This is a genomic window from Kribbella sp. NPDC023855 (assembly GCF_040639475.1).
In the GTDB taxonomy this organism is placed as follows: domain Bacteria; phylum Actinomycetota; class Actinomycetes; order Propionibacteriales; family Kribbellaceae; genus Kribbella.
Map to the genome: position 1 here is coordinate 206,710 of NZ_JBFAAA010000006.1, position 25,955 is coordinate 232,664.

Here is a 25,955-nt window from a genome sequence, read left to right on the forward strand (position 1 = left end):
ACCCCTAGAGCTGAGCTGGGAAAGGGCTGATCAGCAGGTTTTGCGCACGTAGCCGGCGTCACCGGGGACGGAGACGTCCACGTCGCGCTGCACGATGCTCAACCTGGTACCGAAGGCGGTGCAGGCCTTGCGCCGGCCGCTGTCGGTGTACTCGATCACGATCACGTTGTTGCCGAAGGCAGCGACATAGTCACCGCACTCGTCGTACTGGCCGCACTCCTCGGCGACGGCGAAGTCGAGCCCGATGCTCTGCCGCGCACCGGCCAGTTCGACCGTGTTCTTCTGGCCGATGGCCAGCGACTTGGAGTGGGCGTGCTGCGCCAGCAGGGTGAGGTACGCCTTGGCCTGCGAAGCAGTCAGCAGCGACTTCGAGCGGGTGTAGCTGTCGTAGTTGTCCGGCTCGATCGCCTTGTACCCCTTGGCGGCGCACCCGTCGATCCAGCCGTTGACCTTCGCGGCGATTCGGGTCCGCTTGTCCGAGGTCCGGAGATCGAGCAACGCCTCGCCCCAGTCCTCGTCGACGACGACGTTGCCGGCGGCGTCGCGGAGCAGCAAGTCGGAGGCCCACTGGCTCTCCTCACCGGGCTGGACCTGGAAGGCGTTGACGTAGCAGATGTTGTAGAGACCGGCGGCCGGCGTTGCCGTCCGGTCACGGGTGACGACCTGGACGCCGGACGGCGGCGAGTAGGCGCCGCCGATCTGGTAGTCGAACTTGGCGTGGACCGGTGGCAGCGTGACGGCCGCGTCGGCGGAGGTGCGGGTGAGCAGCGAGGCGAGAGTGACGGTGGCGATGGTCACGGCGACCAGCAGTGGGAGGCGGAAACGGGACACGATTGGCTCCATCGGTCCAGGGGACGCGACCCCGCCTCGGGCCGTCGCCCTGGCGCCTGAAAACCGGACTGGAAACTCGTTCGTTACCGGCTGGGTGCGTCACTGCAGTGTGGGTCTCACGGGCCCGGCACTGACGCCTTAGTTAAGCGACCCGGCACCGCACCGTCAAGACGAACTTGCAAACGAGTGCGCGGAACCCTCCCATCGACGCGGTACTGCGCAGTCGGGTCCGACCTCTTGACGTGGAGGGTTTGTACCGGTTTAGTAATCGTTTAAACCGGTTTAAACCCTCAATCCTGGGATGCAGATGACGAAGGAACGGCCGACCATCGCGGATGTGGCGACCCGCGCCGGCGTGTCCAAGGGCGCCGTCTCGTTCGCGCTGAACGGGCGGCCCGGCCTGGCCAAGGCGACCGTCGACCGGATTCTGGCGGCCGCCGACGAGCTCGGCTGGCGGCCCAGCAACCGGGCTCGTTCGCTGTCGGTCTCGAAGGCGTTCGCGCTCGGTCTGGTGATCACCAGGGACCCGGGCGTGCTGTCCTCGGACCCGTTCTTCCCGGCGTTCATCGGCGGCGTCGAGAGCGTGCTCGCCCCCCGCGGCCAAGCTCTCGTACTGCAGGTGGTCGCGCCCGGCGAGGACGAGGAAGCGGGGTACCGGCGGCTGGCTCAGGACGGCCGCGTCGACGGCGTCTTCCTGTCCGACCTCCGGCACGACGATCCCCGGATCGACCTGCTGACCTCGCTCGGGCTGCCGGCGGTCACGCTGAACCGTCCCGACGGGCCCTCGCCGTTCCCGGCCGTCTGCCTGGACGACCGGCCCGGCACGATCGCTGTCGTCCAGCACCTGCTCGAGCTCGGCCACCGCCGGATCGCGCATGTGGCCGGCCCGCAGGACTTCGTGCACGCGACCGCCCGGCAGGACGCCTTCGTCAGCGCCCTGACCGAAGCGGGAGTGGAGCCGATCGGGATCGAGGTCAGCGACTTCACCGCGGTCGGCGGGATCGAGGCGACCAAGCGGCTGCTCGCGCTCCCCGAGCGACCGACCGCGATCGTCTACGCCAACGACCGGATGGCGATCGCCGGTCTCGGCGCCGCGCAGCAAGCAGGACTCCGGGTGCCCGACGACCTCAGCATCGCCGGCTTCGACGACAGCGAGCTCGCCGAGTTCGTCCATCCCGGTCTGACCACGGTCCGCGCCGACCCCTACGCCTTCGGCGAGGCGGCCGCGCGAACCCTCAACCAGCTCATCGACGGCGACAGCGCAGTACCGGATGTCGAACTGCCGCCCGCTCGCCTGATCATCCGGCGGTCAACCGCCCACCTGGAGGACTCATGAAACGCAAACTCACGGCTGCCCTACTGGCCTTAGGCCTGGCCGGTACTACGGCCGCCTGCGGCGGCAGCTCGGGCGGCGGCGATGCCGACGCGGCCGCCCAAGCCCGGGGCGAGATCACCGTCTGGCTCTCGAACAACGCCGAGGAAGTGGCCTGGGGCAAGCAGATGGTCGCCGCCTGGAACGCTGCCCACGCGGACCAGAAGGTGACCGCCCAGGAGATCCCGGCCGGCAAGAGCTCCGAGGAAGTCATCGGCGCCGCGATCACCGCGGGCAACGCGCCCTGCCTGATCTTCAACACCTCACCGGCGTCCGTCTCGCAGTTCCAGAAGCAGGGTGGCCTGGTGGCGCTCGACAGCTTCCCGGACGGCAAGTCGTACCTCGAGGAGCGCTCCGGCAAGGTCGCCGAGCAGTACAAGTCGACTGACGGCAAGTACTACCAGGCGCCGTGGAAGGCCAATCCGGTGATGATCTTCTACAACAAGAAGGTCTTTGCGAAGGCCGGTCTGGACCCGGCCAAGCCGGCGCTGGCGACGTACGACGAGTTCCTCGCCGCCTCGCGCAAGATCGTCGCCTCGAAGGCCGCGAAGTACGCGATCTACCCCGCGCCGAGCAACGAGTTCTACCAGTCCTGGTTCGACTTCTACCCGCTGTTCGCGGCCGAGACCGGTGGCAAGCAACTCGTTGCCGACGGCAAGGCGCAGTTCGCCTCCGAGGAGGGCAAGAAGGTCGCCGCGTTCTGGCGCACCCTGTACGCCGAGAAGCTCGCGTCGCAGGAGAAGTACAACGGCGACTCGTTCGTCGACGGCAAGGCCGCGATGGCGATCGTCGGCCCGTGGGCGATCGCGTCGTACAAGGGCAAGGTCGAGTGGGGTGCGGTGCCGGTGCCGACGTCGGCGGGTAAGTCCGCTGCCGAGACCTACACGTTCAGCGACGCCAAGAACGTGGCGATGTACTCGGCCTGCAAGAACCGTGGGACGGCCTGGGACGTGCTGAAGTTCGCCACCAGCAAGGAGCAGGACGGCAAGTTGCTGGAGGCAACCGGCCAGATGCCGTTGCGGGACGGGATCGCGACCGCCTACCCGGAGTACTTCACGAAGAACCCCGACTACAAGCAGTTCGCCGAGCAGGCGTCCCGCACCGTCGAGGTGCCCAACGTGCCGAACTCGATCACCATCTGGCAGACCTTCCGCGACGCCTGGTCGAAGTCGGTCATCTTCGGTCAGCAGGACCCGGGCGAGGCCCTCGACGGCGCGGTCCAGAAGGTCGAACAGCTCGCCTCGCAGTCATGACAGTGCTTTTGGCCTCGCCTTCGGCTCGGCGGGTCATGGGGCTAACCTCCCGGCCTTCCCTCGTCTCTCCAGTCGCTTCGCTCCCTCCGTTCCTCAGTCCAGACCGGGAGGGCCCATGACCAGGCGTATCAGCGTGTTGGGCAAGCAACCGATCGGGTCGGCGTTCGTCACGCCGTACGCCGTGTTTCTGGCCGCGGTGTTCGCGTACCCGCTCGGGTTCGCGGTGTACATGTCCTTCCACGACTACTTCTTCGCGGCGCCGGGCGCGATCGTGGAGCGGCCGTTCGTCGGGTTCGAGAACTATGCGGCAGTGCTCTCGGACCCGGCGGTCCGCCGGTCGTTCGCGAACGTCGGGATCTTCCTGCTGATCAACGTCCCGCTGACCGTCGTCCTGTCACTGCTGCTGGCCTACGCACTGAACGCGGCGATCAGATGGCGCGGCTTCTTCAGAGTCTCGTACTACGTGCCGTACGTGACCGCGAGCGTCGCTGTCGTCGGGGTCTGGCTGTTTCTGTTCAACTCCGACGGTCTGGTGAACTCGGTCCTCGGGCCGCTCGCGCCCGACCCGTCCTGGCTGGTGAACTCTAAGCTGGCGATGCCGACGGTCGCGGTCTACGTCACCTGGAAACAGCTCGGCTTCTTCATTCTGCTCTACCTGGCCGCGCTGCAGAACGTGTCGAAGGACCTGTACGAAGCGGCGTCGATGGACGGCGCCGGGCGGTGGAAGTCGTTTCTCAACGTCACCGTCCCCGGTGTCCGGCCGGCCACGACACTGGTCGTCCTGCTGGCGACCGTGACCGGAGCGAACCTGTTCACCGAGCCCTATCTGCTCACCGGCGGTGGTGGTCCCGACGGGGCGTCGGCCTCGCCGGTGCTGATCATGTACCAGCGCGGGATCGAGCAGGGCAATCCTGATGTCGGCTCGGCGATCGGAGTACTGCTCGTGATCGGCGTACTGCTGCTGGCTGTGCTTCAGCGTCGACTACTGGACCGGGAGTCCTGATGCGTCAGACTTGGCGGTTCATCGGATTGTTGCTGGGGGCATTCGTCTTCCTGTTCCCCTTCTACTACATGCTGGTCGGCAGTCTGCAGGAGTCGCCGGACTCTTCGGTCGGTGGCGCGTTCCCGTCACCGGGCAACCTGACGCTGCACAACTACGAGGAGATCAACAAGGCGATCAGCCTCGGCAGGTCGCTCATCAACTCCGGGGCCTTCACCGGTGGGGTCATCCTCGGCACGCTGGTGTTCGGCGTACTGGCTGGGTATGCGTTGGCCAGGTTGCAGTTTCGCGGCCGGTCGACGGTGTTCAACCTGATGCTGCTGGTGCAGGTCGTGCCGTTCCAGTTGCTGACCATTCCGCTCTATGTGCTGATCGTGCGCAGCTATGGGCTGGCCGATTCGTACTTAGGGATGATCCTGCCGTTCGCGATCAACTCGACGGCGGTCTTCGTCTTCCGGCAGTACTTCCTGCAGCTGCCCCAGGAGTTGTTCGACGCGGCCCGGATCGACGGAGCCCGTGAGCTGGACATCCTGTGGCGGGTCGCCATCCCGTTGGTCAAGCCCGCGTTGCTGACCGGCGTACTGCTGACCTTCATCGGGCCGTGGAACGAGTTCCTCTGGCCGTTCCTGATCACCAAGCAGCAGGACATGCAGCCACTGGCGGTGTCGCTGTCGAACTACATCACCACGGTCTCGGCGCGGGCGGCGAACCCGTTCGGCGCAGTACTGGCCGGTGCCTGTGTGCTGGCTGCTCCGGCGGTCGCGCTGTTCGTCATCTTCCAGCGCCGCTTCATCTCTTCCAGCCTCGAGTCCGGGGTCAAGGGCTAGTCTTTCTTGAAAGGTTCTCGCTGTGACTGTTCCTTATACGTTGACGCGTCTCGGTGTTGTGATGACGCCGGAGCCGGGCAACTCGCTCGAGTCCGAAGGGGTTCTCAACCCGGCTTCCGGGCACACGCCTGGCGGGGAGCTCTACCTGCTCCCGCGATTGGTTGCTCCGGGCAATGTTTCGCGGGTCGGGCTGGCTCGGGTGGTGCTGACGGACGGCGTACCGACCGGGGTTTCCCGCGAGGGCGTAGTACTGGCGCCTGACGAAGGCTGGGAGCGTGGGCTGAACAATGCCGGCGTCGAGGATCCACGGGTGACGTGGATCCCGTCGCTGGGCAAACACGTGATGACCTATGTTGCCTACGGGCCTTTGGGGCCGAAGCCGGCGCTCGCGGTGTCGGACGATCTGCGGTCGTGGACGCGGCTGGGGCCGTTGCACTTCGAGTACCAGGCCGACCTGGACACCGACCTGAACCTGTTCCCCAACAAGGACACGGTGTTCTTCCCCGAGCCGGTGCCGGGGCCGGACGGTGCGCCTGCCTACGCGATGCTGCATCGGCCGATGTGGGACCTCGGGTGGTTCCGGGAAGGCGAGGGTGTCCATCTGCCCGCCGGGATCAAGGACGATCGGCCGGGGATCTGGGTCTCGTTCGTGCCCGTGGCGGAGGTCGAGCGGGATTTGCGCAATCTGGTGCACCTGCGCGAACACCGGCTGGTGGCGATGCCGGAGTACGGGTTCGAGGAGCTCAAGATCGGCGCTGGGCCCGCGCCGCTGCGGGTGCCGGAGGGATGGCTGGTGATTCACCACGGGGTGACCGGTGAGCAGCCGAAGGGGTTCGATCCGACGACACAGAAGGTCAGCTACGCGGCCGGCGCGCTGCTGCTGGATCCTGCCGACGTCACCCGGGTGCTGGATCGTACGGCGGAACCGATCCTGGTGCCGGAGACCGAGGAGGAACGCATCGGGACGGTGGGCAACGTCGTCTTCCCGACGGCGATCGAGGAGGTCGACGGGGTGCATTACGTCTTCTACGGGATGGCGGATGCCAAGATCGGCGTAGCGCGCTTGGACCGGCTGTCATGACCGTTACCCGTCGAACCGTCCTCGGCGGTACTCTCGCCGTCGCCGCGGCCTCCAGTATCTCTTTGCCTGCGTCTGCCTCTGACTCTGCTGCCGCGGAGATGACCAATCTCGCGCATCTCGACTACCTCGGTGCTGTGGTCACTCCGCCTGCTCTGGCTGGGCATTCGACGTACGGCTCGGGGCCTCTCGGGGTGTTGTGGACCTACGCCGATCGTCGCTCGGACGGCTCCTACGCGCGCATCGGCGGTGGGCCTTATGACTCGGCCACCAATACCTACGGGCAAGGCGCCTACAACGCAGACGACATTGCCCGGGCTGCTGTTGTCTACCTGCGCCACTACTCGATGCATGGCGACGCCCACAGCAGGCAGGCGGCGTACGGGCTGTTGCGTGGGTTGACGTTCCTGCAGACGACCACTGGGGTCAACGCCGGCAACGTGGTGCTCTGGATGCAGCCGGACGGCACCCTCAACCCCAGTGCCGAGCCAGTGGAGCTGCCTGACCCGTCGGACTCCGGTCCGTCGTACTGGCTGGCCCGGACGGTCTGGGCGTTGGGGGAGGGGGATGCGGTCTTCCGGTCGCTCGACGCGGGGTTTGCCGCCTTCCTGCGTGAGCGGCTCGAGTTGGCTGTGAGTGCGCTGGAGCGGCAGGTGCTGGTGCGGTACGGCTCGTGGAATCTCGTAGATGGTCGGCGAGTCCCTGCCTGGCTGATCGCGGCCGGTGCTGACGCTACGTCTGAGGCAGTGCTTGGGCTGGCTGCCTATGTGGAGGCTGGTGGTTCTGCCCGAGCCCGGACTGCCCTTGCCCGGTTTGCTGAGGGTCTGGCGGCTATGGCTGCTGGCGATACGCAGACCTGGCCGTTCCGGGCTCTACTGCCGTGGGGCGAGTCGATCTCGGTCTGGCACGCATGGGGTGCGCAGATGCCATCCGCGCTGGCCGCGGCTTCCGCAGTACTGCGTGCGCCGCGTCTGCTTGAGCCGGCTCTGGGCGACGCGGCCGGCTTCACCCCCTTGCTGATGACTGCAGGTGGACCTGACAACGGGTGGTTGCCTGCGCCGATTGACCGGACGCAGATCGCGTACGGGGTCGATGCGCGGCTGCAGGCGCTTCTGGGCGTGGCGACTGCGGCGCGACGCCCTGGGCTGCGGCAGGTCGCGGCGTTCGTGGCTGCTTGGTACTTCGGCGCGAACCGGGCCGGTCAGACTATGTACGACCCCGCGACTGGACGCACCTATGACGGCATCTCGGGTGACGGCGTGGTGAACCGCAACTCGGGCGCCGAGTCCACCATCCACGGCCTGCTCTCGATGCTGGCGCTGGACGCGCATCCGTCGCTGGCAGCGCAGGCTCGCGCGCTCGGGTCGGCGAGCCCTACTCTCTCCGGTCTGCAGGTGCTCGAGGCGGAGGCAGGAACGCTGTCCGGCGGAGCCACCGTCGTCACACCGCCGTCACCGTGGACCGGCGAATCCCAATGGAGCAACAACTCCTACGTGTCTCTCCCAACCGGCAGCAAGGCCACCTGGCCCCTGCCACCCGCTACCCAGCCCCGCCTCGCCCTCCCCATCATCGACGTCGTCCCAGACCCCACCGCCGGCAAAACCACCTGGTCCACCAACGTCCACCCCCTAGGCACCCTCACCCACACCGGCGCCACCCCCCAAGGCACCTCCCCCACCCCCGGCGCCCTACTCCCACGCACCCTCCCCACCGCCCTCCCATCCCAAGCCACCCACCTCACCACCACAGCCACGCCCGCCTCCGCCACGTCGGCGCAGCTGCAGGAGCGGCGGGTAGATGCTGTTCTGCTTTTGCCTTTGATCTCCGAGCTCCGCCTGACCACCAGCACCGCGACCGCCATCCTGCTGGCCAGTGTCGACACCCACCCACGCCGACACCAGGTCACCCTCGCCGCACCCCGCCGCAGCGTGGTGTCGACCTACGACAGCACCGGAGCTCTCAAGTCTCGCTTGTCCACCACAGCGAAGACCTTCACCGCCCCCGTCGCCCCAGGAGGCTTCACCGTCATCCTCTGAGCGCCTCCGCGCACCAGTCAGCCACGAAGCTCAACGCCAACCCACGCTGCTGGAACAGATGCTGGCTGTCCGCCTCCTGGTGATACGCCTGGTGCGACGGGTCCGAGGCACGCCCGAGCAGACCAGGCAGCAACCACGCGTACTTGACCGTCGAGGCCATCACCGCCCGCCGTACGACGTCCGGATCGCCCCGCCAGCCACCTTCCCGCAGCCCGTCGAGATAGTTGTCGATGCACGTCTCGGCGAGCTCGGGAAGGCGTTCCGCCGGCCAGAACAAATCGAACACAGCATCCGGAATGTGGTTCCCGAGGTCTTCACCCACAGCCCCGTCACCAGCGAAAGCCCAGTCCAGCAAGGCGATCTCACCATCGCTACGCCGAATCAGGTTGCAGACCCACAGATCAAGATGACACCCCGCCCGCGGCGACTGCTCGACGATAGTCAGCAGCTCATCCCGATGGGCAACCAGGTGCTGCCAGCTGTCCCGCAACCCCACCGGCCAGTTCTCGGCAACCAGCGGTTGCTTCCAGGCGTCATCGTCACCCAGCAACTCCCAGGGCACTACACGCGTGGTCGAGTAGTCCCGCAGAAACCCCTCCGAAGTCCACGGCCGCACCAACGCCGGCCGAGCCTGCCAACGCCCACAAGCCCGAGCCAACGCCGCATGATCCGCCAACGAAAACTCGGTCCCCGGCTTCCCAACCACATCCTCGAGATACAGCACCGCCCCACCGCTGTACTCCTCAACCTCCCCCTCCGGCAACACCAACCCAGTCCCCGCCAACCCCTCCCGCCACTCCCGATCCCGATAAACCTCAACCTCCCGCCCCCAGTAATTCCAATGCCGCAACTCCCCCGAAGCCGCCCACCCCACCACCCCAGAAGCCTGCGCATCCCCACTCCGCAGTCGCCCGCCGCGCCCCGCAGATCCAACAGGCGACGCCTTCAGCCGGCGAGCCCCTCCCACCCCGCCGGCCGCCTCCGGCGCTCCCGCCCGACCGACCGCCTCGGGCGCCTGCGCCCCACCCACCGCATCCCGCGCTCTCGCCCGGCCAGCCGCGTCCGGCGCTCCCGCTCGGCCCGACACCGGCGCTTGCGCTTCGCCCACGGCATCCAGCGCTTGCACCTCGCCCACCGCATCTCGCGCTCCCGCCCGGCCCGCCGCCACCGGCGCTTGCGTGGGAGCACGCAGCTCCTTCCGGATGTAAGTCCGGCCGGCTTCATCCGTGATGCGTTCGACGGTGGCGGTGACGGCGTTGAGGGGGTTGTGGCGGAGGGTGGTTGCTGTGGTCGGACCGTGTGGAGCACTCATGGACCGATTGTCAGGCCAGCAGGATCTTGGGTGGCACGCCGGTCAGGGCCTTCACGTCGCGGGTGAAATGCGCCTGGTCGGCATAGCCGGTCCGTGCCGCGACCTCCGCAAACGAGAGCCCCGCTCGCGCCCGGTCCAGCGCGAGATTCAACCGCAGTACCCGATCAAGCATCTTCGGCCCATACCCGAACGCGTCCAGACACCGCCGATACAGCTGCCGCTCGCTCAACCCGACTCCCCGAGCCAGAGCCGGTACTGCGACCCCGCGCCGGACGCCACGCAGTACCTGACTCACCAACCGATCAGGCACCGCGTCGAACAACGCGCCCGCGACCTCCTCCAACGCCAACGCCGGATCGGCAGCGGTCCCGATCCGGTCTGCCAGCCGTCGACTCCGCCTCGGCGACCAGATGTCGGCCAACGGCAGCCGCAGATCCACCACCTCACGAGCGGGCACCCCGAGAAGCCCCGGCGCGGTCCCCGGCGCGAACCTCAGCCCCGCATACCGGACGCCCGGCTCAGCCGACCCGATCCACCCTCGCCGATCCGGCCCTGCCACCAACAGCTCGCCCTCGACCCACAACAGGTCCATGCAACCGTCGGGGAGCACCCGAAAGGGCTCGCCGTCCGCAGTACGAGTCCACAACACAGCACCGGGCAACGCCGCCGCCCGCTCCTGGTACCGCTCCGCGAACTCCACACTCCTAGTCTGCAACCCGCCGCCGACATTCCTTAGCCAGGACGAGCAGCCCGACCATGGACGCACCAGCAGCGGCAATGGTCAGTACAGCCATCGGTACTGCGGTGTGGTCGCCGCCAAGCCCGGCAATGGGAGCAACCGTGCCAGCGGCGACCCACTGGACGAAACCCTGGACAGCTGACCCAGTACCGGGATGCTCCGGTACTGCGGCCGATGCGAGCGCGCCGCCGTTGGGAATGATGAGTCCCTGGGCGGTCATGATGACGAAGAAGCAGACCAGCGCCACGACCAGCGGCGTACCGAACCACAGAGCGCCGGCCAGCATCGCAATCCCGGCGGCCAACGCAGCCACTTGTCCGATCAGGATGAGCCTGCGGGTGGAGACTCGGCCCGCGAGCCGTGCCGCGATCAATGCGGCGACTGTCATGCCACCCGCGTTCGCGGCGAAGTCGATCGAGTACGCGATGGGCGACAACCCGTTCATGGTTTGCAGGACGAACGCGGAGGTGGCGACGTAGGCGAACAGAGCGCCCATCGCGGCGCCGGCTACCACGAGATAACCGACGTACTCGCGATTGCCGAGCACGACGCGTCCGGCGACGAGGAAGCTCCGCAGACCGCCGGCGTGGCGGCGTTCGGGTGGGAGCGATTCGGGCACCGCGACCAGGACGGCTATGACCATCGCGATTCCCAGGGCGGCGACGAGCCAGAACGAGACCCGCCAATGTGACAGTTGCAGAATGAGTCCGCCGACCAGCGGGCCGACGATCGGCGCGATGCCGCCGACACCGGCGATGACGTTCAGAACCCGGACCAGCTGAGCACCTGTGGCCAGGTCGACGATGATCGCCCGCCCGATCACCATCGCCCATCCACCGGCGAAACCCTGCACGAAGCGTGCCACCGTCATCACGCCGATGGTGGGTGCGAGCGCGCACACGATCGAGGCGGCGGTCATGACGAGGACGGCCGCGAGCAGCGGGACCCGCCGGCCGCGTTGATCCGACACCGGTCCGCCGACGAGTTGGCCGAGCGCCATGCCGACGAAGAAGGTCGTCAGGGTGAGTTGGACCTGCGTCGCGGTGGTGGACAACTCACCGGCGACCTGGGGGAACGCCGGGACGTACATGTCGGTGGCCAGCGGCGCGATCGCGGTCAGGAACACCACGCTCGCCACCAGACCAGCGGTCAGGCCCGCTCGGCGCCGCGCCGCCGATGCCGGTGCTGGCGACACCTCCGATGCCACCGTCGATGCCGATGCCACCGTCGATGCCGATGTCGATGCCGATGTCGATGTCGATGCCGATGTCGATGCCGGTGCCGGTGCCGGTGCCAGGGCCGGGGCCACCGCCGGTGCCGATGCCTGGCTGTTTGTTGACAGTGGCAACGGAGCTTGCCGATGCATCGAGCCCTCCTCAGCTAACGGGACGGGCGGGTCGTCCATGGCCTCCAGCAAACCGGGTTCCGGCCGGCTGGGGGAGTCTCTTGGGAGACGTGTACTGATAGAGCACCTCAAACGGGCGGAACACGTCGTAGCGTCAGTACTGTGGACAACCGAGCCGAGGTCCGCGAGTTCCTGATCTCGCGGCGAGCCAAGATCACCCCGCAACAGGCGGGGCTGCCTGATGTCGGGACACGTCGTGTTCCGGGACTGCGCCGGGGCGAAGTCGCCGCACTCGCCGGAGTGAGCGTCGAGTACTACTCCAAACTCGAACGCGGCGCACTCGGCGGTGTCTCCGCCTCCGTACTCGACGCGCTAGCCCGCGCCCTGCAACTCGACGACGCCGAACGCGGACACCTGTTCCACCTCGCCCACGCCGCTGACGGCACCAGCGCCGGCATGCGACCACGGCGCCGGCCCAGCAAGCGCTGGACGCCGCGGCCGAGTCTGCAATGGGTGCTCGACAAGTTCACTGGCCCGGCGATCGTCCGCAACGGACGGATGGACCTCCTCGCCTGCAACCAACTCGGCCGCGCCATGCACGCCTCCCTGTACGACGTCGCCGACCCGCATCCGAACTTCGTCCGGTTCACGTTCCTCGAGCTGGACGCCGCCCGCGCCTTCTACGCCGACTGGGAGGTCGCCGCTGACACCTGTGTCGCCATCCTCCGCACGGAGGCCGGCCGCGACCCGCATGACAAGGAGCTGCACGACCTGGTCGGCGAGGTATCCACCCGCAGCGAGGACTTCCGCCGCCGCTGGAGCGCCCACAACGTGCGCTCCCACGGCGCCGGCACCAAGTACTTCCACCACCGCGACGTCGGCGACCTCGAACTAGCCTACGAAAGCGTCGACATGATCTCCGACCCCGGCCTAACCCTCACCTTCTACGCCCCCGAACCAGGCTCCCCCACAGCCCAAGCCCTAGACCTCCTAGCCTCCTGGACCACCCCCACCACCACCTACCACTAATAACCGTTGAGTTGTCTGACGGCGTCAGTCGACCGCCTCGCGCATCAGGTGGTTGGTGGGTGCTGGCTGAGGTCGACCTCGACGATGTCTACGTCGGTGGGGATGTATTTGACCAAGGCAACGTTCTCCCGGATCAGTTCTTCGCCGACGGGTGAGCCGGTGCGGCGGTCGATGGCGGTGCGCCAGATCTGGTTGCGGCGGAAGTGTTCGGTGCCGGCTCGGAGGAAGCGCTCGCCGCGCGCGAAGACCCGGTACGACGTACTGGTCGGCCGCTCGGCCAGGATCTCGCCTTCCAGGTACCGTTCGCCGACTCCGACGCGGAGCTGGAACGTCTGGTCGGTGTCGTCGCGGAACTGCACCAGATCTGACGCCGCGGAGTTCAGCCGAGTTCGAGAGCTGTGCAGATCCAGCGGTTGCGGTGTACCTCCAGACGGAGGGCCATCGCGCGGGAGCGGTCGCCGTACCGGACGTGGGCGCAGACCTCGGCAACCTCGGTCGCGGGCAGGGAGACGTGCACCGAGCGGACCGCGCTGCGTTCCTTCGTACTGCGAGCGGTAGCCGTCGTCGTGAGGCCCAGGACGCGTACGCGGCGGTTGAGGTCGGTGAAGACGCTGGTGTCGGTGAAGCGGATCAGCTGGCCGATCGGGCGGTCGCCGGCCAGCACCTCGGCGACTGCCTGTACCAGCCGCGTTGCCCACGCCTGAGCGTCTGGCAGCGTCGGGCCGGTTGGCACCAGGCGCAGTACGGGTGGCGCTGGTATTGGGTGGAGCTCAGGCTCCTCTTGGTAGTGCAGAGCCAAAGCGCCTTGTGTCATTGGGGTTGCGGGATGAATCCGGGTGGAGGCGGTCTCCGTGGCGGGCAGGGTGCTGACGGTGGCGAGTTTGCGGTTGCGCATGTCACTTCTCCTGGTTGGTTGGCGGCACGGGATGGCCGGGCGGCGGTGGGTTGAGCACCTGGCCGGGGTGGATCACGTTGGGGTCAGGGCCGATCAGTTGGCGGTTGGCGGCGTACCACTGCGGCCAGCGGGCGGCGATCGCGTCGTCGGAGGCGGCAGGTCCGAGCTCGGCGGCGGCAATCGTCCAGAGCGAGTCGCCGGGCTTGACCACGCGCGACCAGGGCCGAGCGACCTGCCCCGACTGCAGATGCGTGTACCGAGTAGGAGCCCCAGCAGTAGGCCGATCCGGAACAACAACCCGCTCCGGTACTGCGCTGTGCTCGCGCGCCGACTGCTCCGGTACTGCGGCGGGCGGCTGCTCCGGTACTGCGGTGTGCTTGGCGGGCGGCTGTTTCGCGGTGGGCGCGCCGGTTCGCGTTTGCTGGTGAGGACGTTGAGCCGGCGTGCCAGTTGTTGACGTGCGGTTCGCGGTCTTGGCCTGGTCGCTGGTCTGTGGTTGAGGGGTCCGCGGAGTACGCGACGCCGTCGACGGGGTGCTGCCGGACTGCTCGGTCAGTTGGACAGACGACGGAGCCTCGGTGGCTCGCCAGTCATTTGACGATCTCCCAGCAGCCTCCACGGTCGATCTCCCAGCAGCCTCCACGGTCGAGCTCCCAGCAACCTCCACGGTTGACCGCGGCTCGACCGCACTCCACGGCCGGGCGCCTGCCTGCGCCTCGTCGGCCGGGCGGCCGGTAGCACCGGATCGTGCGGAGGCCGGGCCGGGCTTTGCGGAGATCGAAAGCTGCGACCCGCCGGCGCGAGTAGCCGCAGTACGGGGCTCGCTGGAGGCCGAGTGGCGGGCGGGCGGCGCGCTCGTGAGGTCGACGGTGGAGCGGGGCTCGGCCGGGGCCGTGCGGTGGGCGGTCGATGCGGTGCTGGTGTGGTCGGCGGTCGGGCGTGGCTCGGCGGGCGCTGAGCGGGTGGCGGTTGCCGCGGTGCTGGCGAGGTCGATGGGGGAGCGGGATTCGACCGAGGGTGTGCCGTCGGCGGTCGCCGCGGTGCTGGCGAGGTCGATGGAGGAGCGGGGCTCGGTGGTGTTCCACGGGCGGGCGCCGGTGCTGGGGCCGCCGGGGGTCGGGGTCAGGGAGCGGTGGTCTGTGGGGGTTGGGGTGGTGAGGTCGACGGTGGAGCGGGAATCGACCGGAGTCGTGCGGTGGGCGGGCGGTGTGGTGCTTGTGAGGTCGACGGTTGAGCGGGGTTCGGTGGAGGTCCAGGGGCGGGTGGGGGATGACTGGTGTTGGTGGGGGTTGGTGGTGTTGGTGTGGGGGTGGTTAGGGGGTTGGCCGGGGGTGGCTTGGGCTAGGCCGATTGTGAGGGGGGTTACGGCGGCTACGCCGAGGGCTGAGCGGAGTAGGGCTCGGGAGCCGTGGGACGTGATGCCGGTGGCGACGAGTGAGGCGGCTCGGCCGATGGCGCCGGGGGTTTGCTCGAGCACTGTGGCGAGGACCGCGAGGACGAGCCAGCAATAGGCGACCCATGCCACCGCCCCGATCGCGAGGGAGGCCATTGCGGTCAGGTCCTGGGTGGTGGCCGCGGTGATGGAGCCGGCTGTCACCCAGCGCAGGAGCAGGCCGAGGCATGCCAGCGCGCCCAGCGCCAGGAATCCCTTCAGTCCACGGATCGTCGCGTTCATCCGCTTTGACCTCCGACCTATGAGTTTGCGTGAGTTTACGTTGGCTTGATCAATATAGACCTGACTAGACCGGCTTTGGCAAGTCGAAAACGACGAGACCGTGTCACGCAGTGTCGAAGTGGTAGACGCAGAGTGGCGCTGACCGCCCGGAGCGGTAGGTTCACGGCATGCGTTTGGAAGCCCTGTTCGAGGACCTGGAGTCGCAGTTCGAGGCTCTGCAGGACGGCGATCTGTACGGCGAGGTCGCGGACCGGATCCGCGCCGAGGTCGGCAAGATCACCGTGCTGGATCGCCTGCGCGGGGCGGTCGGGACGGTGATCCGGGTGGAGTTGAGGCGAGCCGATCCGGTGCAGGGGACGCTCAGCCGCGTCGGCAAGGACTGCTTGCTGCTGGAGGCGGAGCGCCACGAGGAGTGGTTGATCCCGGATGCCGCGCTCACCGCGATCCACGGGCTCGGTCCGTGGGCGGAGTCGGCGCACGGGGCTGTCGCAGCCAAACTCGGCCTGGCGCATCTGCTGCGCGGAATCGCCCGGGATCGCTCACCGGTGACGCTGTTCTGTGGCGGCCACCCGGTCACCGGCACGATCGACCGAGTCGGCGCCGACTTCCTCGAACTCGCCGAACACCCGCTAGACGCACCACGCCGCCGTACCGAGGTCTACAACTCCCGCCTAGTCCCCACCCAAGCCCTGGACGCCGTCCGCCGCCGCTAGAACCGCCGAGCCGGAGCCGAGCTGCCGCGCTGAGCAGCCGAGGCGCGCGGAGTGGAGCTGCCGGGCGCAGCGTGCCAGCGGCGACCTACGGGGCCAGCCGGTGGGCAAGCGACTGCCGGGACGAGCTGCCAGGTGAGCCGTGCATGCCTGGGGATGGACGCTCGGGCGGAGGTGCCGCGCTAAACGGCGAGTGGCCGCCCGCGCCGGGTCGAGTACGTGCGGAGCCGCCGGGCTGAGCCGTGCCCGACCGCCGCGCCGGTCCGAGCGGAGCTGCCGGGCGAGTCGCGCAGGCCTGCGTTGATGGACGCCCAGACGGAGGTGCTGAGCTAAGCGGCGAGTGGCCGGCGGGCCAAGCACCCCGGTGCGGAACTGCCGGGGGTGAGCCGTGCTCGGAGTCGCCAGGCCCTGTGGAGCCGCCGGGGTGGGCCGTGCTCCGAGTGCCGGGTTGAGCTGCGCCGGGCTGGGTGGAGCCGCCGGGTCGGGTCGTGCTCCGAGGTGCCGGGCCGGGGGAGTTGCAGGGTGGAGGCCGGCTGTCGGGTGGAGGTTAGAGCTGGGCGTCTTGTGTGGTTTCGGCTTCTTCGCCGAAGGGGTGAGTGTCTATGAATTGCTTGGTTTCGGTGTAGAGGCGTTCGATGTACTTCTCCAGCTCCGAGGACTCGACTCGCCACTGGCCTCGGCCGCCGATTTTTACGGCGGGGATGTCGCCGCGGCGGACCAGGGCGTACACCTGGTTGGCTGAGATGTTCAGGACCTCGGCGACGTCGGACAGCTGGAGGAAGCGCGGAGCCGGCATGCGTGCTGTTTCCCTTCGGGCCGACGGGCAGGTGGTTGCTTCAGTTTGCCACGGTTGGCATCGGATTGAACCAGTTTGTCCCCAACCAGCCCTCACCTGTGGATGACGGACGACGCCAGAACCGCGGACACGGCAGAATGTCGGTCGCCAAGCGCGATCGAGTGCAATCACGTGGTAACCGAAGCTGGGGAGAGTTCCGAGTGGCCGACAGTCCTGTCCTGCGCAGTGGGTTCGCGGCGCCGTCCACGCCGACTCTGCGGACTCGGAGGGCACGCTGGAAGGACGGCAGGCTGCTGCTCGGCGTGCTGCTGGTCGCGGTCACCGCGCTGGCCGGCGCCAAGCTGCTGGCCGCTGCCGACGACACCACCGCGATCTGGGCCGTCAAGCGCGACCTGCCGATCGGCTCGACGCTCACCGGGGACGACCTGACCACCGTCAACGTCCGCTTCACCAGTGACGACGCAGCGAAGCAGTACGTCGCCGCTGACGCCGACCTCACCGGCCTCATCCTCACCCGGCCCATCAGCAAGGGGGAGTTCGTACCGCGCCAGGCTGCCACCACCAAGTCCGACAGCGAGCGCACCGAGCTCCCGCTGTCGATCACGACCGGCCGCCTCCCATCGGACACCGCAGTGGGCGACCACGTCGACGTCTGGGTGATCCCCAAGGACCAGCCGGCCCAGCGGCTCTGGAACGAAGTCCGCGTAGTACAGATCGACACTGTGAAGGGTGTGGCGGCTAGCTCCTCCCGAAGGCAGGTACTGATCGCCTTGGGCACCAAGGACGCCAACAGGCTCTCTGCAGCCCTTCCCCTGATCAGTACCGGCGAGACCGTGCTCGTCCGGCGGGGCCGCTGATGTCGTTGCCCGTTCTGCTGGCGGTCACAGGCGCGCCCTGGGAAGCAGACGTCGTACGCCGGGCCGAAAGGGCCACCGGCATCCGGGTGGTCCGTCGCTGCGTCGACATCGCCGATGTGATGGCCGCGGCGGCCAGTGGGCAAGCCCGAGCCGTACTACTCGCGGAAGACCTCCCCAGACTCACCTCTGACGCAGTGGCCGCTCTCCACGCCCGCCGAATCGCAGTAGTCGCCCTGGTCGACCCGTCGGACAACGGCGAACCCTCCGGCGCCGAGGACCGCCTGAGCCGGATGGGCATCGAGCGAATCCTGCCGGCGGACGTCAGCGCGGACGACCTCGGCCGGGCCATCATCGACGCGGTGGAGTCGGGGCCACCGGCAACTGTCTCCCACTTCGCCGGCGGGTTCGTACCGTTCACCAGCGAGTCAGGGGCCAACCAGGAGGCGGACGGCGAGCCCTACGGCCAGGGCACCGGCCGCATCATCGCCGTCTGGGGACCCACCGGCGCGCCAGGCCGCAGTACGGTCGCTGTCGGACTGGCCGCGGAGCTTGCAGCACGCAACATGCCCACGCTGCTGGCCGACGCTGACGTGTACGGCGGCACTGTGGCTCAGCTGCTCGGCATGCTCGACGAGACCTCGGGGCTGGCCGCGGCAGCCCGCTCTGCCAGCGGCGGGTCGCTGGATGTCGCAGCGCTCGCCCGACACGCTCGGCAGGTCGGGCCGAATCAACTGGTGCTCACAGGCCTCAGCCGCGCCGACCGGTGGACCGAGCTGCGCCCTACTGCCATTGAGGCCGTCTGGTCGACCGCCCGGATGCTTGCACCCTGCACGGTGATCGACGCGGGCTTCTGCATCGAGAGTGACGAGGAGATCTCCTTCGACACGCTCGCGCCCCGCCGGAACGGCGCCACCCTGGCAACACTCGAAGAGGCCGACGAGGTGGTCGTGGTCGGGACAGCTGACCCTGTCGGCCTCACCCGGCTCATCAGGGCCCTCCACGAGCTAAGGGCCGCAGTACCGTCCGCCACTACCCGAGTAGTGGTCAACAGGGTCCGCTCAGGGTCGCTGGGGAGTTCCCCTGCCGATGCAGTGGCAGAGGCGCTCACCCGGTACGCCGGAGTACAGCCTGCCGCCTTGCTGCCCTTCGACCAGGCGGCCTGCGACGCGGCGCTCTCGCACGGCCGGAGTCTGGTGGAAGCCGCGAAGTCGAGCAAGCTCCGTAAGGGAATGCAGCAGCTGGCGGCCGGGGTTCTCAGGGATCTCCTCAGTTGATTTTCGGGGTTTGACCCGACCGACAACGCCTCCGGGATGTGCCAGGGTTGGGTCAGGGCGCCAACCAGTGGCGTCCAGGCACCATCCTGGGAGAGCGATGTCCGACGTCGAGGGCCGTCCGGCCGGCACGATGAGTCCTGAGCGCCGCTACGGCATCGCGATCTCGGTCGCGCTGATCCTCGGTGGCGTGTACTGGGCGTTGACGAGCCTGACGGAGAGCACCAAGACCAGCTACGACACCTACCCGGTCGTCGGGTCGGCGCTGACCATCGAGACCGGTTCGGTCGATGTCGCGGTGGAAGCCAGGGACGTCAGGGAGATCACCGTGAACCGGCGGGTGGAGCGCAACGCGCTGGGCTCGGACCCGAAGGACGACTACGACGACGGCCGGCTGCACATCAAGGACACCGGCTGCGGCTTCCTGTCGTTCGGCTGTGACACCGACTACGTGGTGACCGTGCCCAAGAACCTGGCCGTGACGATCAAGACCAGCAGTGGCGATCTCAAGGTGACCGACCTCGGTGGCGCGACCACGCTCAAGTCGAGTTCCGGCAATCTCGAGGCGAACGCGGTGTCCGGTGACCTGTCGATGGACACGTCGTCGGGCAATGTCGAGGCGACCGGCCTGAGCTCCAGCTCGGTCACTGGCAAGACCAGCTCGGGCAACGTCGACCTGGAGTTCCGGACGGCCCCGACCAAAGTCGACGCCAAGAGCAGCTCCGGTGACGTGACCGTGCTGCTGCCGAACGGCGCCGAGACCTATCGGGTCGACACCGACACCAAGTCCGGCGACGAGGTCGCGAAGGTCAAGGTCGACCCGGCCTCCACCCGGATCATCACGCTGGAGACCTCCTCGGGCGACACCACCGTCGAGTACGCCCGCTGAGCACCGACGCTGATTCCGCTCCGGCCGCTGGTACTTCGGGCGGCCGGGAGCCGGGGAAATGTCCTGAGTAGGCTTGCGCGCATGCCTGACGACACGCCTGTACTCCGTGGCCTGCTGGTGGACTGGGGTGGTGTGCTCACCTCCGGCCTGGAGGACGCGCTGGGCCGCTGGGCCGAACTGGACGGTCTCGACTTCGAGGCGTACTACCGGGCGATGGTCGACTGGCTGGCCGCCAGCCCGGTCGAGGCCGAGGTGAACCCGATCCACGCGCTCGAGCGCGGCCAGATCGCGGTCCCCGACTTCGAGCGCAAGCTCGCCTCGATGCTGGTCCGCAAGGACGGCGGCCCGGTCCAGGCGGAAGGCCTGATCGAGCGGATGTTCGCGCACTTCGAGCACCAGCCGCAGATGTCCGCGCTGATCCGCCGCGCCCGCGGGCACGGCATCAAGACCGCGCTGCTGTCGAACTCGTGGGGCAACAGCTACCCGCGGGACACCTGGGACGGCATGTTCGACGACATCGTCATCTCCGGCGAGGTCCAGCTGCGCAAACCCGAGCCCGAGATCTACCACCTCGCGGCGCAACGGCTCGGCCTCCGCCCGGCCGAGTGCGTGTTCGTCGACGACATGGAGGTCAACGTGGTCGCCGCCCGCGAACTCGGCATCACCGGGATCGTGCACACGTCGTACGAGGAAACCCGCCGCGAACTGGAAGCACTCTTCGGGATCGATCTCACGTGACCATGACGTCTACTCCACCCGGTACCGACCGTCGCCGGCTGGTCCTCGCGATCCTCGGTTGTGCCGTCCTCGTCGCGCTCGGTGCCTGGGCCTATGGGCTCTTCGACGGCATGATCGACCTCCGCGTCTACCGGATGGGCGGCTCGGTCCTGCTCGACCGCGCTTCCCTGTACGACGCGCAGCTGCCGGGCTCGGGTCTGCCGTTCACCTACCCGCCGTTCGCGGCGATCGCGATGGTCCCGCTGGCCGCCGTGCCGTGGAGCGTCGCATTGGTGCTCTGGACAACGATCTCGGTGCTCTGCATCGCGCTGATCTGGCGAGCCGCGTTGCCCGCTGAAGCCTGGAACCTGCTCCCGGATCGCTGGCGAGACCGGCGGATCGCAGTACTGGCTGCGTTGACTGCTGGTTCGTTGCTGCTCGAGCCGGTCTGGCAGACGATCCAGTTCGGCCAGATCAACTTGTTGCTGACCGCAATGATCCTGCTGGATCTGGTACGGCCGGCCGATGCGCGCTGGCGCGGGTTCTGGGTCGGCGTGACGATCGGGGTGAAGCTGACGCCGCTGCCGTTCCTCGCGTTCCTGCTGATCACCAAGCAGTGGAAGGCGTTCCGGAACGCGGTGCTCGGCCTGGTCGCGACGATGGCGATCGGGTTCGCCGTCGTACCGAACCAGTCCTGGGAGTACTGGACTGTTGTCATCCGCAACGCCAACCGGGTGGGCGGCCTGGCCTACACCGCGAACCAGTCGTTCATGGGCTTCCTCAGCAGGCTCGGCGACGAGGCGACCTGGGTCGAGCCGGCCTGGTTCTTGCTGTCGGCAATCTTCGGTCTGCTGGTGCTCTGGCTGGCCCGCAGGTACTGGCTGGCCGACGAGGGCGTCACCGCGATCTCGGTGATGGCGCTCGCCGTCCTGTACGCGTCACCGGTGAGCTGGAGTCACCACTGGGTCTGGATCATCCCGCTCGGCATCAGCCTGATCCGCGCGGTCCACCGCGAGTGGGGCACCCGCCTGGCCGTCATCACCGGCGTCCTCTGGTACGGCCTGTTCGTACTCCGCTCGATCTGGTGGGTCCCGTTCCGCGACGACCGTGAACTGAGCTGGACCTTCTGGCAGTCCATCCCCGGCAACTCCCACCTCATCCTGGGCATGCTCGCCTTCCTGACCCTTGCCTACACCAGCTACTCCGAGAAGAGCAGGAGCAAGCCGGCGACCGTGTAGCCGACCATGACGATCAGCAGGGGGAGTTGGCCGATCAGGGCCTTGTGGCGGGGGAAGAGGGCGACCGCTCGGTCGTGGGCGGAGATGACGCCCATCAGGTGGCCGCAGACGACCGCGAGGACCTGGATCACGGCGATCGCGGTGCTGTGTTCGGTGATCGAGGTGTTGAGGCCGAGCAGTCCGGTGCCGAAGATGTTGGCGCCGTTGGACAGCGGGTCGCTCAGGTAGATGAGGGTCCGCTGGCCTTCCAGGATGAGCAGCGTCAGGTAGTGCGCTACGACGTACCCGAAGACGATCGGTACGACGGAATGGGCGAACAACCCCGGGAGCGCAGTACGGGAGCTGTCTGACAGCCGCCCGGCCAGCAGGGTGGCGCCGACGTACGTCACCAGCACGAAGAGGATGAACGCCAGCAGAGCCAGCGTGCCCAGCGTCGTCATCGAGTAGTCGCTGTTCTGCGCCCAGCCGATCCAGGCGGTCGAGTTCGAGAAGCCGTCGTACGCCGTACTGCCGAGCAGCGCCGCGACCATGCCCACCAGCCCTGGTTGCGCCTTCAGCCCGTCCAGGTTCTCCAGGGGGCGACGGAGCACCAGTTTGCCGTCGTCACGCCGGCCCCAGGGCGACATCCGCGCGATCAGCGTCGCGTAGACCTCGAACGGGTCGGCCGTCGAGAACCAGCGGTCGCCGAACAGGACCGCACCGAACAGGATGATCACGACGTACAGCGCGAGCCACGCCTGCAGGACCGGCAGGGTGGCGCGGTCGGGCGCGACCAGTTCCAGCCAGGTGAAGGCGAAGATGCCGAGCGCGGCCGGCCACAGACCGAGCCCCTTCGGCAGGGTGAACAGCCCCTGCGAGGGCGGCTGCCGAAGCGCCTTGCTGAGCAGCAGATGCACGGTCCGGAGCGGGTTCAGCGTCCGCCAGACCGGGCCCAGGAACAGCGAGATCGGCACCAGCCCGACCCAGACCAGGATGTAGAGGAAGCCGAAGACCGGGTTCGTCAGCCGGTCGACGCCGAACAGCAAGGCCACCCCGGCGTACAGGAAGGTGGCCAGCCCGAAGAGCCGGACGAACCACCGGAACCCGGCCGAGTCGACCGTCCGGGTGATTGCGTCAGGCAACGGCTTGCCGGAGGCGTCACCCCGGTACTTCGGATTGCGCCAGGCCAGCCCGAGGACGATGAAGGACAGCGCGATCGCCACTCCGGCGCCGCCGACGGCGAGCCCGAAGGGGATGGGCAGGTCCTGCCGGCCGCCGATCCCGTGCAGGGGCAGGAGAAGAGGCATCACCGGCGGGTCAGGAGACGACGAGCTTGGCGACCAGTTTGCCGCTCTCGTGCGTCTCGACCTCGAAGGTGCCCTTCATGTTCGCGGTGAACTTCACCGAGGCGGGCTTGCCCGGCTTCAGCTCGAGCTCCTTGTCGTACCCGTGCACGTGGAGTTCATCCTCGGCGTCGCTGACCCCGGTAATGAGCACGGTCTGGCCGGCCTTCACCTTGATGCTGGCGCCGCTCGGGTTGACCTTGCCGTTGGCAACGGTGACGTTGACGGTCACGTCGGCCTGCTCGCCGGACGGGTCGGCGGTGTTCGACGGCGACTTGGTGTTCGGCGTGCTGCCCGGCGTACCGGTGCTGCTGGGGATGCCGGTCGGCGTCGCGGTCGGCTCGGAGGACGGGGCGGTCGACGGTGAGGTGCTCGGGGTCGCGCCGCTGCCGGAGTCGTCGCCGCAGCCGGCCAGGACCAGCATGCCGAGAGCGGGCAGGAGCGCGAGCGCGGTACCGCGGGAGAACGTCGAACGCATGAGACGAGAGGCCTTTCGAAGATCGCTGACACGAGCAGGACGTGGGACACGCCCCCTTGCCTGACGAACGCGCGGGCATCAGTGTTCCCGCTATGCACCATCAGTCGTGTCACGATCGCTGACAGCCATGTTCGCCGTTCCTCGCCAGTGTCGCAGCCGACTGTCGGCGGACCCGGTTAGGGTGACTGAACACGAACCTCGACAGGACAAGGAGGGCCCGGATGCCGGACCGGTTGACGTCGCTGGACCTGACCTTCCTGAAGGCCGAGAGTCCGGCCACGCCGATGCACGTCGGCACGGTGGACATCTTCGAGCCACCGGTGCACGGCGACGACGGGTTCGACTACGAGAGCCTGGTCGCGCTGATCCGCGACCGGATCGCCTTCGTCCCGCGGTACCGGCAGCGCATCCAGCAGATCCCGGGCCGGTTCGCCGGGCCGATCTGGGTGGACGACGAGGACTTCGACATCACCTTCCACGTACGCCGGTCCGCCCTGCCGCGCCCCGGCACGCACGCCCAGTTGCTCGAGCTGGTCGCGCGGATCATGTCGCGCCGGCTCGACCGGGCCCGGCCGCTGTGGGAGATGTACCTGGTCGAGGGGTTGCAGGGAGACCGGTTCGCGATCATCGCGAAGTCCCACCAAGCGCTTGTCGACGGCAACAGCACGGTGGACATCGGCCAGGTCGTCCTGGACTCCACCGCGCATCCCCGCGACACACCCACCGACACCTGGCAGCCCGCGCACCCACCGTCGGCGCTGGAGCTGCTCGCGGGCGTCTTCGCCGACGCGACCCGGCACCCGACCGCAGTACTGGAGCTGGCGCGGGCCGAGATGGCCAGCCTCACCGGCTCGACGTCCGTGCGTGAGGTGCTCGGAGACGTGGTCGGCTCGGTGGTCGCGCAGCGGCACGTCCAGGAGAGCTCGCTGCATGTGAAGACTTCCGGGCAGCGCCGGTTCACGACTGTTCAGACCGACCTGGAGGACTACCGGGCCGTCCGGGCGATGCACGGTGGCACGGTCAACGACGTGATCCTGGCCGTAGTGGCCGGTGCGCTCCGGGCCTGGATGATGACCCGAGGCGAGTCGGTCAGCCCGACCCGCGGTGTGCGGGCCGTCGTACCGGTCAGCATCCGGGACGACGACGAGGAGGAGCCGACCTCGCTCGGCTCGCGGGTGATCTCGTCGACCGTGAACTTGCCGGTGGGGGAGAACTCGCCGGTCATGCGACTCCATCAGATCTCGTACCAGACCAAGGTGCACAAGGACACCGGCCGGGCCGTCAGCGCTCGCTCGCTGGTCGGCATCGCCGGCTTCGCGCCGACGACGCTGCACGCTTTGGCGGCACGCGTCGCGACGGCGACCGTCCGGCCGATCGACGACGTGGTGATCACCAACGTGCCCGGTCCACAGTTCCCGCTCTACGCCCAGGGCGCGCCGATGCTGGCGTCGTACCCGGTGGTGCCGTTGATGCCGGGGCAGGGGCTGTCGGTGGGCGTCACGTCGTACGACGGGAAGGTGTCCTTCGGGCTGAACGCCGACCGGACGGCGATGCCCGACCTGGCCGTCTTCGCCCAGTGCGTCACGGACGCGCTGGACGAGTTGCTGGACACCACGAAGGGAAGCCGGAGCCGCGCGTCCCGCGGCCGGAAGACCGGGGCGGCGGGGCGGGGAAAGCCGGCGACACCATCCCGAGGTCCCAAGAAGGCGGGCTCATGAGGATCTACATCCCATCCACCATTCCCCTGCTCGACGCCGCCTGTCACGCGGGGGAGTTCGGTCCGGCGCCGCAGCTCGCGTACGCCGTGACGCCGGCGCTGCGCGAGTGGTTCGCGAGCGCCGACGACGAGGAGCTCGAGTACGCCGCGATGGAGCAGGCCGCGCGTGCCTCGGTGGGGCTGCTCGCGGCCGACCCGGGTGCGGCGCGGAAGCGGGTCGTGGTGGCCTGCGACGTGTCGGCGATTCCGCCGGCCGACGGTGCTGCCCAGTTGGGTGACGCCCGGCTGGAGCTCAATGTGGTGGTCCCGTGGTCCACGGTGGCGGCGCTGCATGTGGACGGCGACGACGCCGTCGAGGTGGTCACCAAGGCCGCCGAGCTGTGGGAGGTGGCCCAGGGTGACACCGCGAATCCCGGCCACGAGGAAGCTGTTTTCGCCCTCGACTCGTGCGAAGGTGAAGACCTGTTGTGGTACGCGACACAGGAGATCCCGGACTTCCTCGCGGCGGAGGGGCCGCACCGGGGAACGCGGGACCTGACCGGCTGAGCCGGCCGGGCGACGAGCTGAC

Annotated in this window: 25 protein-coding genes; 15 read left to right on the forward strand and 10 right to left on the reverse strand. The window is 68.3% G+C overall.

The window, feature by feature from the left end:
• Positions 1–30 precede the first annotated feature (30 nt).
• Entirely contained in the window at positions 31–831 is an 801-nt protein-coding gene (locus tag AB0F51_RS22645) for an endo alpha-1,4 polygalactosaminidase (RefSeq protein WP_360282944.1), read from the reverse strand.
• A gap of 307 nt (positions 832–1,138) precedes the next feature.
• Between AB0F51_RS22645 and AB0F51_RS22650 the strand changes: the two genes are divergently transcribed.
• The 6 genes from AB0F51_RS22650 to AB0F51_RS22675 all read left to right on the forward strand — a co-directional run bounded on the left by AB0F51_RS22650 (position 1,139) and on the right by AB0F51_RS22675 (position 8,397).
• On the forward strand, positions 1,139–2,167 hold the full coding sequence (locus AB0F51_RS22650) for a LacI family DNA-binding transcriptional regulator (RefSeq protein ID WP_360282946.1): 1,029 nt from the start codon (positions 1,139–1,141) through the stop codon (positions 2,165–2,167).
• Positions 2,164–3,456, forward strand: a complete 1,293-nt coding sequence (locus tag AB0F51_RS22655; protein ID WP_360282948.1) for a sugar ABC transporter substrate-binding protein — start codon at positions 2,164–2,166, stop codon at positions 3,454–3,456. The genes AB0F51_RS22650 and AB0F51_RS22655 overlap by 4 nt, the downstream gene beginning before the upstream one ends.
• Before the next feature lie 115 nt (positions 3,457–3,571).
• On the forward strand, positions 3,572–4,459 hold the full coding sequence (locus tag AB0F51_RS22660) for a sugar ABC transporter permease (RefSeq protein WP_360282950.1): 888 nt from the start codon (positions 3,572–3,574) through the stop codon (positions 4,457–4,459).
• Entirely contained in the window at positions 4,459–5,283 is an 825-nt protein-coding gene (locus AB0F51_RS22665) for a carbohydrate ABC transporter permease (protein WP_360282952.1), read from the forward strand. The genes AB0F51_RS22660 and AB0F51_RS22665 overlap by 1 nt, the downstream gene beginning before the upstream one ends.
• A gap of 22 nt (positions 5,284–5,305) precedes the next feature.
• Complete coding sequence (locus tag AB0F51_RS22670; RefSeq protein ID WP_360282954.1) at positions 5,306–6,364, forward strand: glycosidase; 1,059 nt, start codon at positions 5,306–5,308, stop codon at positions 6,362–6,364.
• Positions 6,365–6,462: 98 nt separating this feature from the next.
• Complete coding sequence (locus AB0F51_RS22675) at positions 6,463–8,397, forward strand: hypothetical protein (RefSeq protein WP_360282956.1); 1,935 nt, start codon at positions 6,463–6,465, stop codon at positions 8,395–8,397.
• On the opposite strand, the gene AB0F51_RS22680 is transcribed toward AB0F51_RS22675, so the two are convergent.
• Genes AB0F51_RS22680 through AB0F51_RS22690 form a run of 3 tightly spaced genes read right to left on the reverse strand, consistent with a single transcriptional unit; the run spans position 8,387 to position 11,643 of the window.
• On the reverse strand, positions 8,387–9,709 hold the full coding sequence (locus AB0F51_RS22680) for an aminoglycoside phosphotransferase (protein ID WP_360282958.1): 1,323 nt from the start codon (positions 9,707–9,709) through the stop codon (positions 8,387–8,389). The two genes, AB0F51_RS22675 and AB0F51_RS22680, sit on opposite strands and share 11 nt — an antisense overlap.
• A gap of 10 nt (positions 9,710–9,719) precedes the next feature.
• On the reverse strand, positions 9,720–10,409 hold the full coding sequence (locus AB0F51_RS22685) for a helix-turn-helix transcriptional regulator (protein WP_360282960.1): 690 nt from the start codon (positions 10,407–10,409) through the stop codon (positions 9,720–9,722).
• A 4-nt stretch (positions 10,410–10,413) separates the two neighbouring features.
• Complete coding sequence (locus AB0F51_RS22690) at positions 10,414–11,643, reverse strand: multidrug effflux MFS transporter (RefSeq protein WP_360282962.1); 1,230 nt, start codon at positions 11,641–11,643, stop codon at positions 10,414–10,416.
• A 312-nt stretch (positions 11,644–11,955) separates the two neighbouring features.
• On the opposite strand from AB0F51_RS22690, the gene AB0F51_RS22695 reads away from it, so the two are divergent.
• Positions 11,956–12,822, forward strand: a complete 867-nt coding sequence (locus AB0F51_RS22695) for a helix-turn-helix transcriptional regulator (protein WP_360282964.1) — start codon at positions 11,956–11,958, stop codon at positions 12,820–12,822.
• A gap of 44 nt (positions 12,823–12,866) precedes the next feature.
• Here the strand turns inward: AB0F51_RS22695 and AB0F51_RS22700 are convergent, their stop codons facing one another.
• The 3 genes from AB0F51_RS22700 to AB0F51_RS22710 are packed head-to-tail and all read right to left on the reverse strand — an operon-like array spanning position 12,867 to position 15,392.
• Positions 12,867–13,181, reverse strand: coding sequence for a hypothetical protein (locus AB0F51_RS22700; RefSeq protein WP_360282966.1), 315 nt, complete (start codon positions 13,179–13,181; stop codon positions 12,867–12,869).
• Between the two features lie 20 nt (positions 13,182–13,201).
• Positions 13,202–13,717, reverse strand: coding sequence for an Rv3235 family protein (locus AB0F51_RS22705; protein WP_360282968.1), 516 nt, complete (start codon positions 13,715–13,717; stop codon positions 13,202–13,204).
• Between the two features lies 1 nt (position 13,718).
• Positions 13,719–15,392, reverse strand: a complete 1,674-nt coding sequence (locus tag AB0F51_RS22710) for a hypothetical protein (RefSeq protein ID WP_360282970.1) — start codon at positions 15,390–15,392, stop codon at positions 13,719–13,721.
• A gap of 167 nt (positions 15,393–15,559) precedes the next feature.
• Here AB0F51_RS22710 and AB0F51_RS22715 point away from each other — a divergent pair, with 167 nt between their 5' ends.
• Positions 15,560–16,105, forward strand: a complete 546-nt coding sequence (locus tag AB0F51_RS22715) for a hypothetical protein (protein ID WP_360282972.1) — start codon at positions 15,560–15,562, stop codon at positions 16,103–16,105.
• Positions 16,106–16,649: 544 nt separating this feature from the next.
• Here AB0F51_RS22715 and AB0F51_RS22720 read toward each other — a convergent pair.
• A complete protein-coding gene (locus AB0F51_RS22720) occupies positions 16,650–16,898 on the reverse strand; it encodes a helix-turn-helix domain-containing protein (protein WP_360282974.1) in 249 nt (82 codons plus the stop codon).
• 200 nt (positions 16,899–17,098) lie between these two features.
• On the opposite strand from AB0F51_RS22720, the gene AB0F51_RS22725 reads away from it, so the two are divergent.
• The 5 genes from AB0F51_RS22725 (at position 17,099) to AB0F51_RS22745 (ending at position 21,870) form a co-directional block, all read left to right on the forward strand.
• A complete protein-coding gene (locus AB0F51_RS22725) occupies positions 17,099–17,755 on the forward strand; it encodes an SAF domain-containing protein (protein ID WP_360282976.1) in 657 nt (218 codons plus the stop codon).
• Positions 17,755–19,029 carry a P-loop NTPase gene (locus AB0F51_RS22730; protein WP_360282978.1) on the forward strand — a complete coding sequence of 425 codons (1,275 nt, stop codon included), beginning with the start codon at positions 17,755–17,757 and terminating at the stop codon, positions 19,027–19,029. Before AB0F51_RS22725 ends, AB0F51_RS22730 begins: the two co-directional genes overlap by 1 nt.
• A gap of 97 nt (positions 19,030–19,126) precedes the next feature.
• Positions 19,127–19,915, forward strand: a complete 789-nt coding sequence (locus tag AB0F51_RS22735; RefSeq protein ID WP_360282980.1) for a DUF4097 family beta strand repeat-containing protein — start codon at positions 19,127–19,129, stop codon at positions 19,913–19,915.
• An 81-nt stretch (positions 19,916–19,996) separates the two neighbouring features.
• Positions 19,997–20,653, forward strand: a complete 657-nt coding sequence (locus AB0F51_RS22740; RefSeq protein WP_360282982.1) for an HAD family phosphatase — start codon at positions 19,997–19,999, stop codon at positions 20,651–20,653.
• 2 nt (positions 20,654–20,655) lie between these two features.
• A complete protein-coding gene (locus AB0F51_RS22745; protein WP_360283465.1) occupies positions 20,656–21,870 on the forward strand; it encodes a glycosyltransferase 87 family protein in 1,215 nt (404 codons plus the stop codon).
• Here the strand turns inward: AB0F51_RS22745 and AB0F51_RS22750 are convergent.
• Together AB0F51_RS22750 and AB0F51_RS22755 are read right to left on the reverse strand one after the other, a co-directional pair.
• On the reverse strand, positions 21,831–23,156 hold the full coding sequence (locus AB0F51_RS22750) for a hypothetical protein (RefSeq protein WP_360282984.1): 1,326 nt from the start codon (positions 23,154–23,156) through the stop codon (positions 21,831–21,833). The genes AB0F51_RS22745 and AB0F51_RS22750 overlap by 40 nt on opposite strands.
• Before the next feature lie 10 nt (positions 23,157–23,166).
• On the reverse strand, positions 23,167–23,670 hold the full coding sequence (locus tag AB0F51_RS22755) for a cupredoxin domain-containing protein (protein WP_360282986.1): 504 nt from the start codon (positions 23,668–23,670) through the stop codon (positions 23,167–23,169).
• 221 nt (positions 23,671–23,891) lie between these two features.
• On the opposite strand from AB0F51_RS22755, the gene AB0F51_RS22760 reads away from it, so the two are divergent.
• Together AB0F51_RS22760 and AB0F51_RS22765 are read left to right on the forward strand one after the other, a co-directional pair.
• On the forward strand, positions 23,892–25,388 hold the full coding sequence (locus AB0F51_RS22760; RefSeq protein ID WP_360282988.1) for a wax ester/triacylglycerol synthase family O-acyltransferase: 1,497 nt from the start codon (positions 23,892–23,894) through the stop codon (positions 25,386–25,388).
• The gene (locus tag AB0F51_RS22765; protein ID WP_360282990.1) at positions 25,385–25,933 is read left to right on the forward strand and encodes a hypothetical protein; all 549 of its coding nucleotides are present in this window, start codon (positions 25,385–25,387) and stop codon (positions 25,931–25,933) included. The genes AB0F51_RS22760 and AB0F51_RS22765 overlap by 4 nt, the downstream gene beginning before the upstream one ends.
• The last annotated feature ends 22 nt before the right edge of the window (positions 25,934–25,955 follow it).

Bases quoted from the DNA above. Each gene is read 5' to 3' on its own strand.
- AB0F51_RS22650 (WP_360282946.1), top strand. From the start codon at position 1,139: ATGACGAAGGAACGGCCGACCATCGCGGATGTGGCGACCCGCGCCGGC.
- AB0F51_RS22655 (WP_360282948.1), top strand. From the start codon at position 2,164: ATGAAACGCAAACTCACGGCTGCCCTACTGGCCTTAGGCCTGGCCGGT.
- AB0F51_RS22660 (WP_360282950.1), top strand. From the start codon at position 3,572: ATGACCAGGCGTATCAGCGTGTTGGGCAAGCAACCGATCGGGTCGGCG.
- AB0F51_RS22665 (WP_360282952.1), top strand. From the start codon at position 4,459: ATGCGTCAGACTTGGCGGTTCATCGGATTGTTGCTGGGGGCATTCGTC.
- AB0F51_RS22675 (WP_360282956.1), top strand. From the start codon at position 6,463: ATGACCAATCTCGCGCATCTCGACTACCTCGGTGCTGTGGTCACTCCG.
- AB0F51_RS22680 (WP_360282958.1), bottom strand. From the start codon at position 9,709: ATGAGTGCTCCACACGGTCCGACCACAGCAACCACCCTCCGCCACAAC.
- AB0F51_RS22705 (WP_360282968.1), bottom strand. From the start codon at position 13,717: ATGCGCAACCGCAAACTCGCCACCGTCAGCACCCTGCCCGCCACGGAG.
- AB0F51_RS22710 (WP_360282970.1), bottom strand. From the start codon at position 15,392: ATGAACGCGACGATCCGTGGACTGAAGGGATTCCTGGCGCTGGGCGCG.
- AB0F51_RS22715 (WP_360282972.1), top strand. From the start codon at position 15,560: ATGCGTTTGGAAGCCCTGTTCGAGGACCTGGAGTCGCAGTTCGAGGCT.
- AB0F51_RS22720 (WP_360282974.1), bottom strand. From the start codon at position 16,898: ATGCCGGCTCCGCGCTTCCTCCAGCTGTCCGACGTCGCCGAGGTCCTG.
- AB0F51_RS22730 (WP_360282978.1), top strand. From the start codon at position 17,755: ATGTCGTTGCCCGTTCTGCTGGCGGTCACAGGCGCGCCCTGGGAAGCA.
- AB0F51_RS22735 (WP_360282980.1), top strand. From the start codon at position 19,127: ATGTCCGACGTCGAGGGCCGTCCGGCCGGCACGATGAGTCCTGAGCGC.
- AB0F51_RS22740 (WP_360282982.1), top strand. From the start codon at position 19,997: ATGCCTGACGACACGCCTGTACTCCGTGGCCTGCTGGTGGACTGGGGT.
- AB0F51_RS22745 (WP_360283465.1), top strand. From the start codon at position 20,656: ATGACGTCTACTCCACCCGGTACCGACCGTCGCCGGCTGGTCCTCGCG.
- AB0F51_RS22750 (WP_360282984.1), bottom strand. From the start codon at position 23,156: ATGCCTCTTCTCCTGCCCCTGCACGGGATCGGCGGCCGGCAGGACCTG.
- AB0F51_RS22755 (WP_360282986.1), bottom strand. From the start codon at position 23,670: ATGCGTTCGACGTTCTCCCGCGGTACCGCGCTCGCGCTCCTGCCCGCT.
- AB0F51_RS22760 (WP_360282988.1), top strand. From the start codon at position 23,892: ATGCCGGACCGGTTGACGTCGCTGGACCTGACCTTCCTGAAGGCCGAG.
- AB0F51_RS22765 (WP_360282990.1), top strand. From the start codon at position 25,385: ATGAGGATCTACATCCCATCCACCATTCCCCTGCTCGACGCCGCCTGT.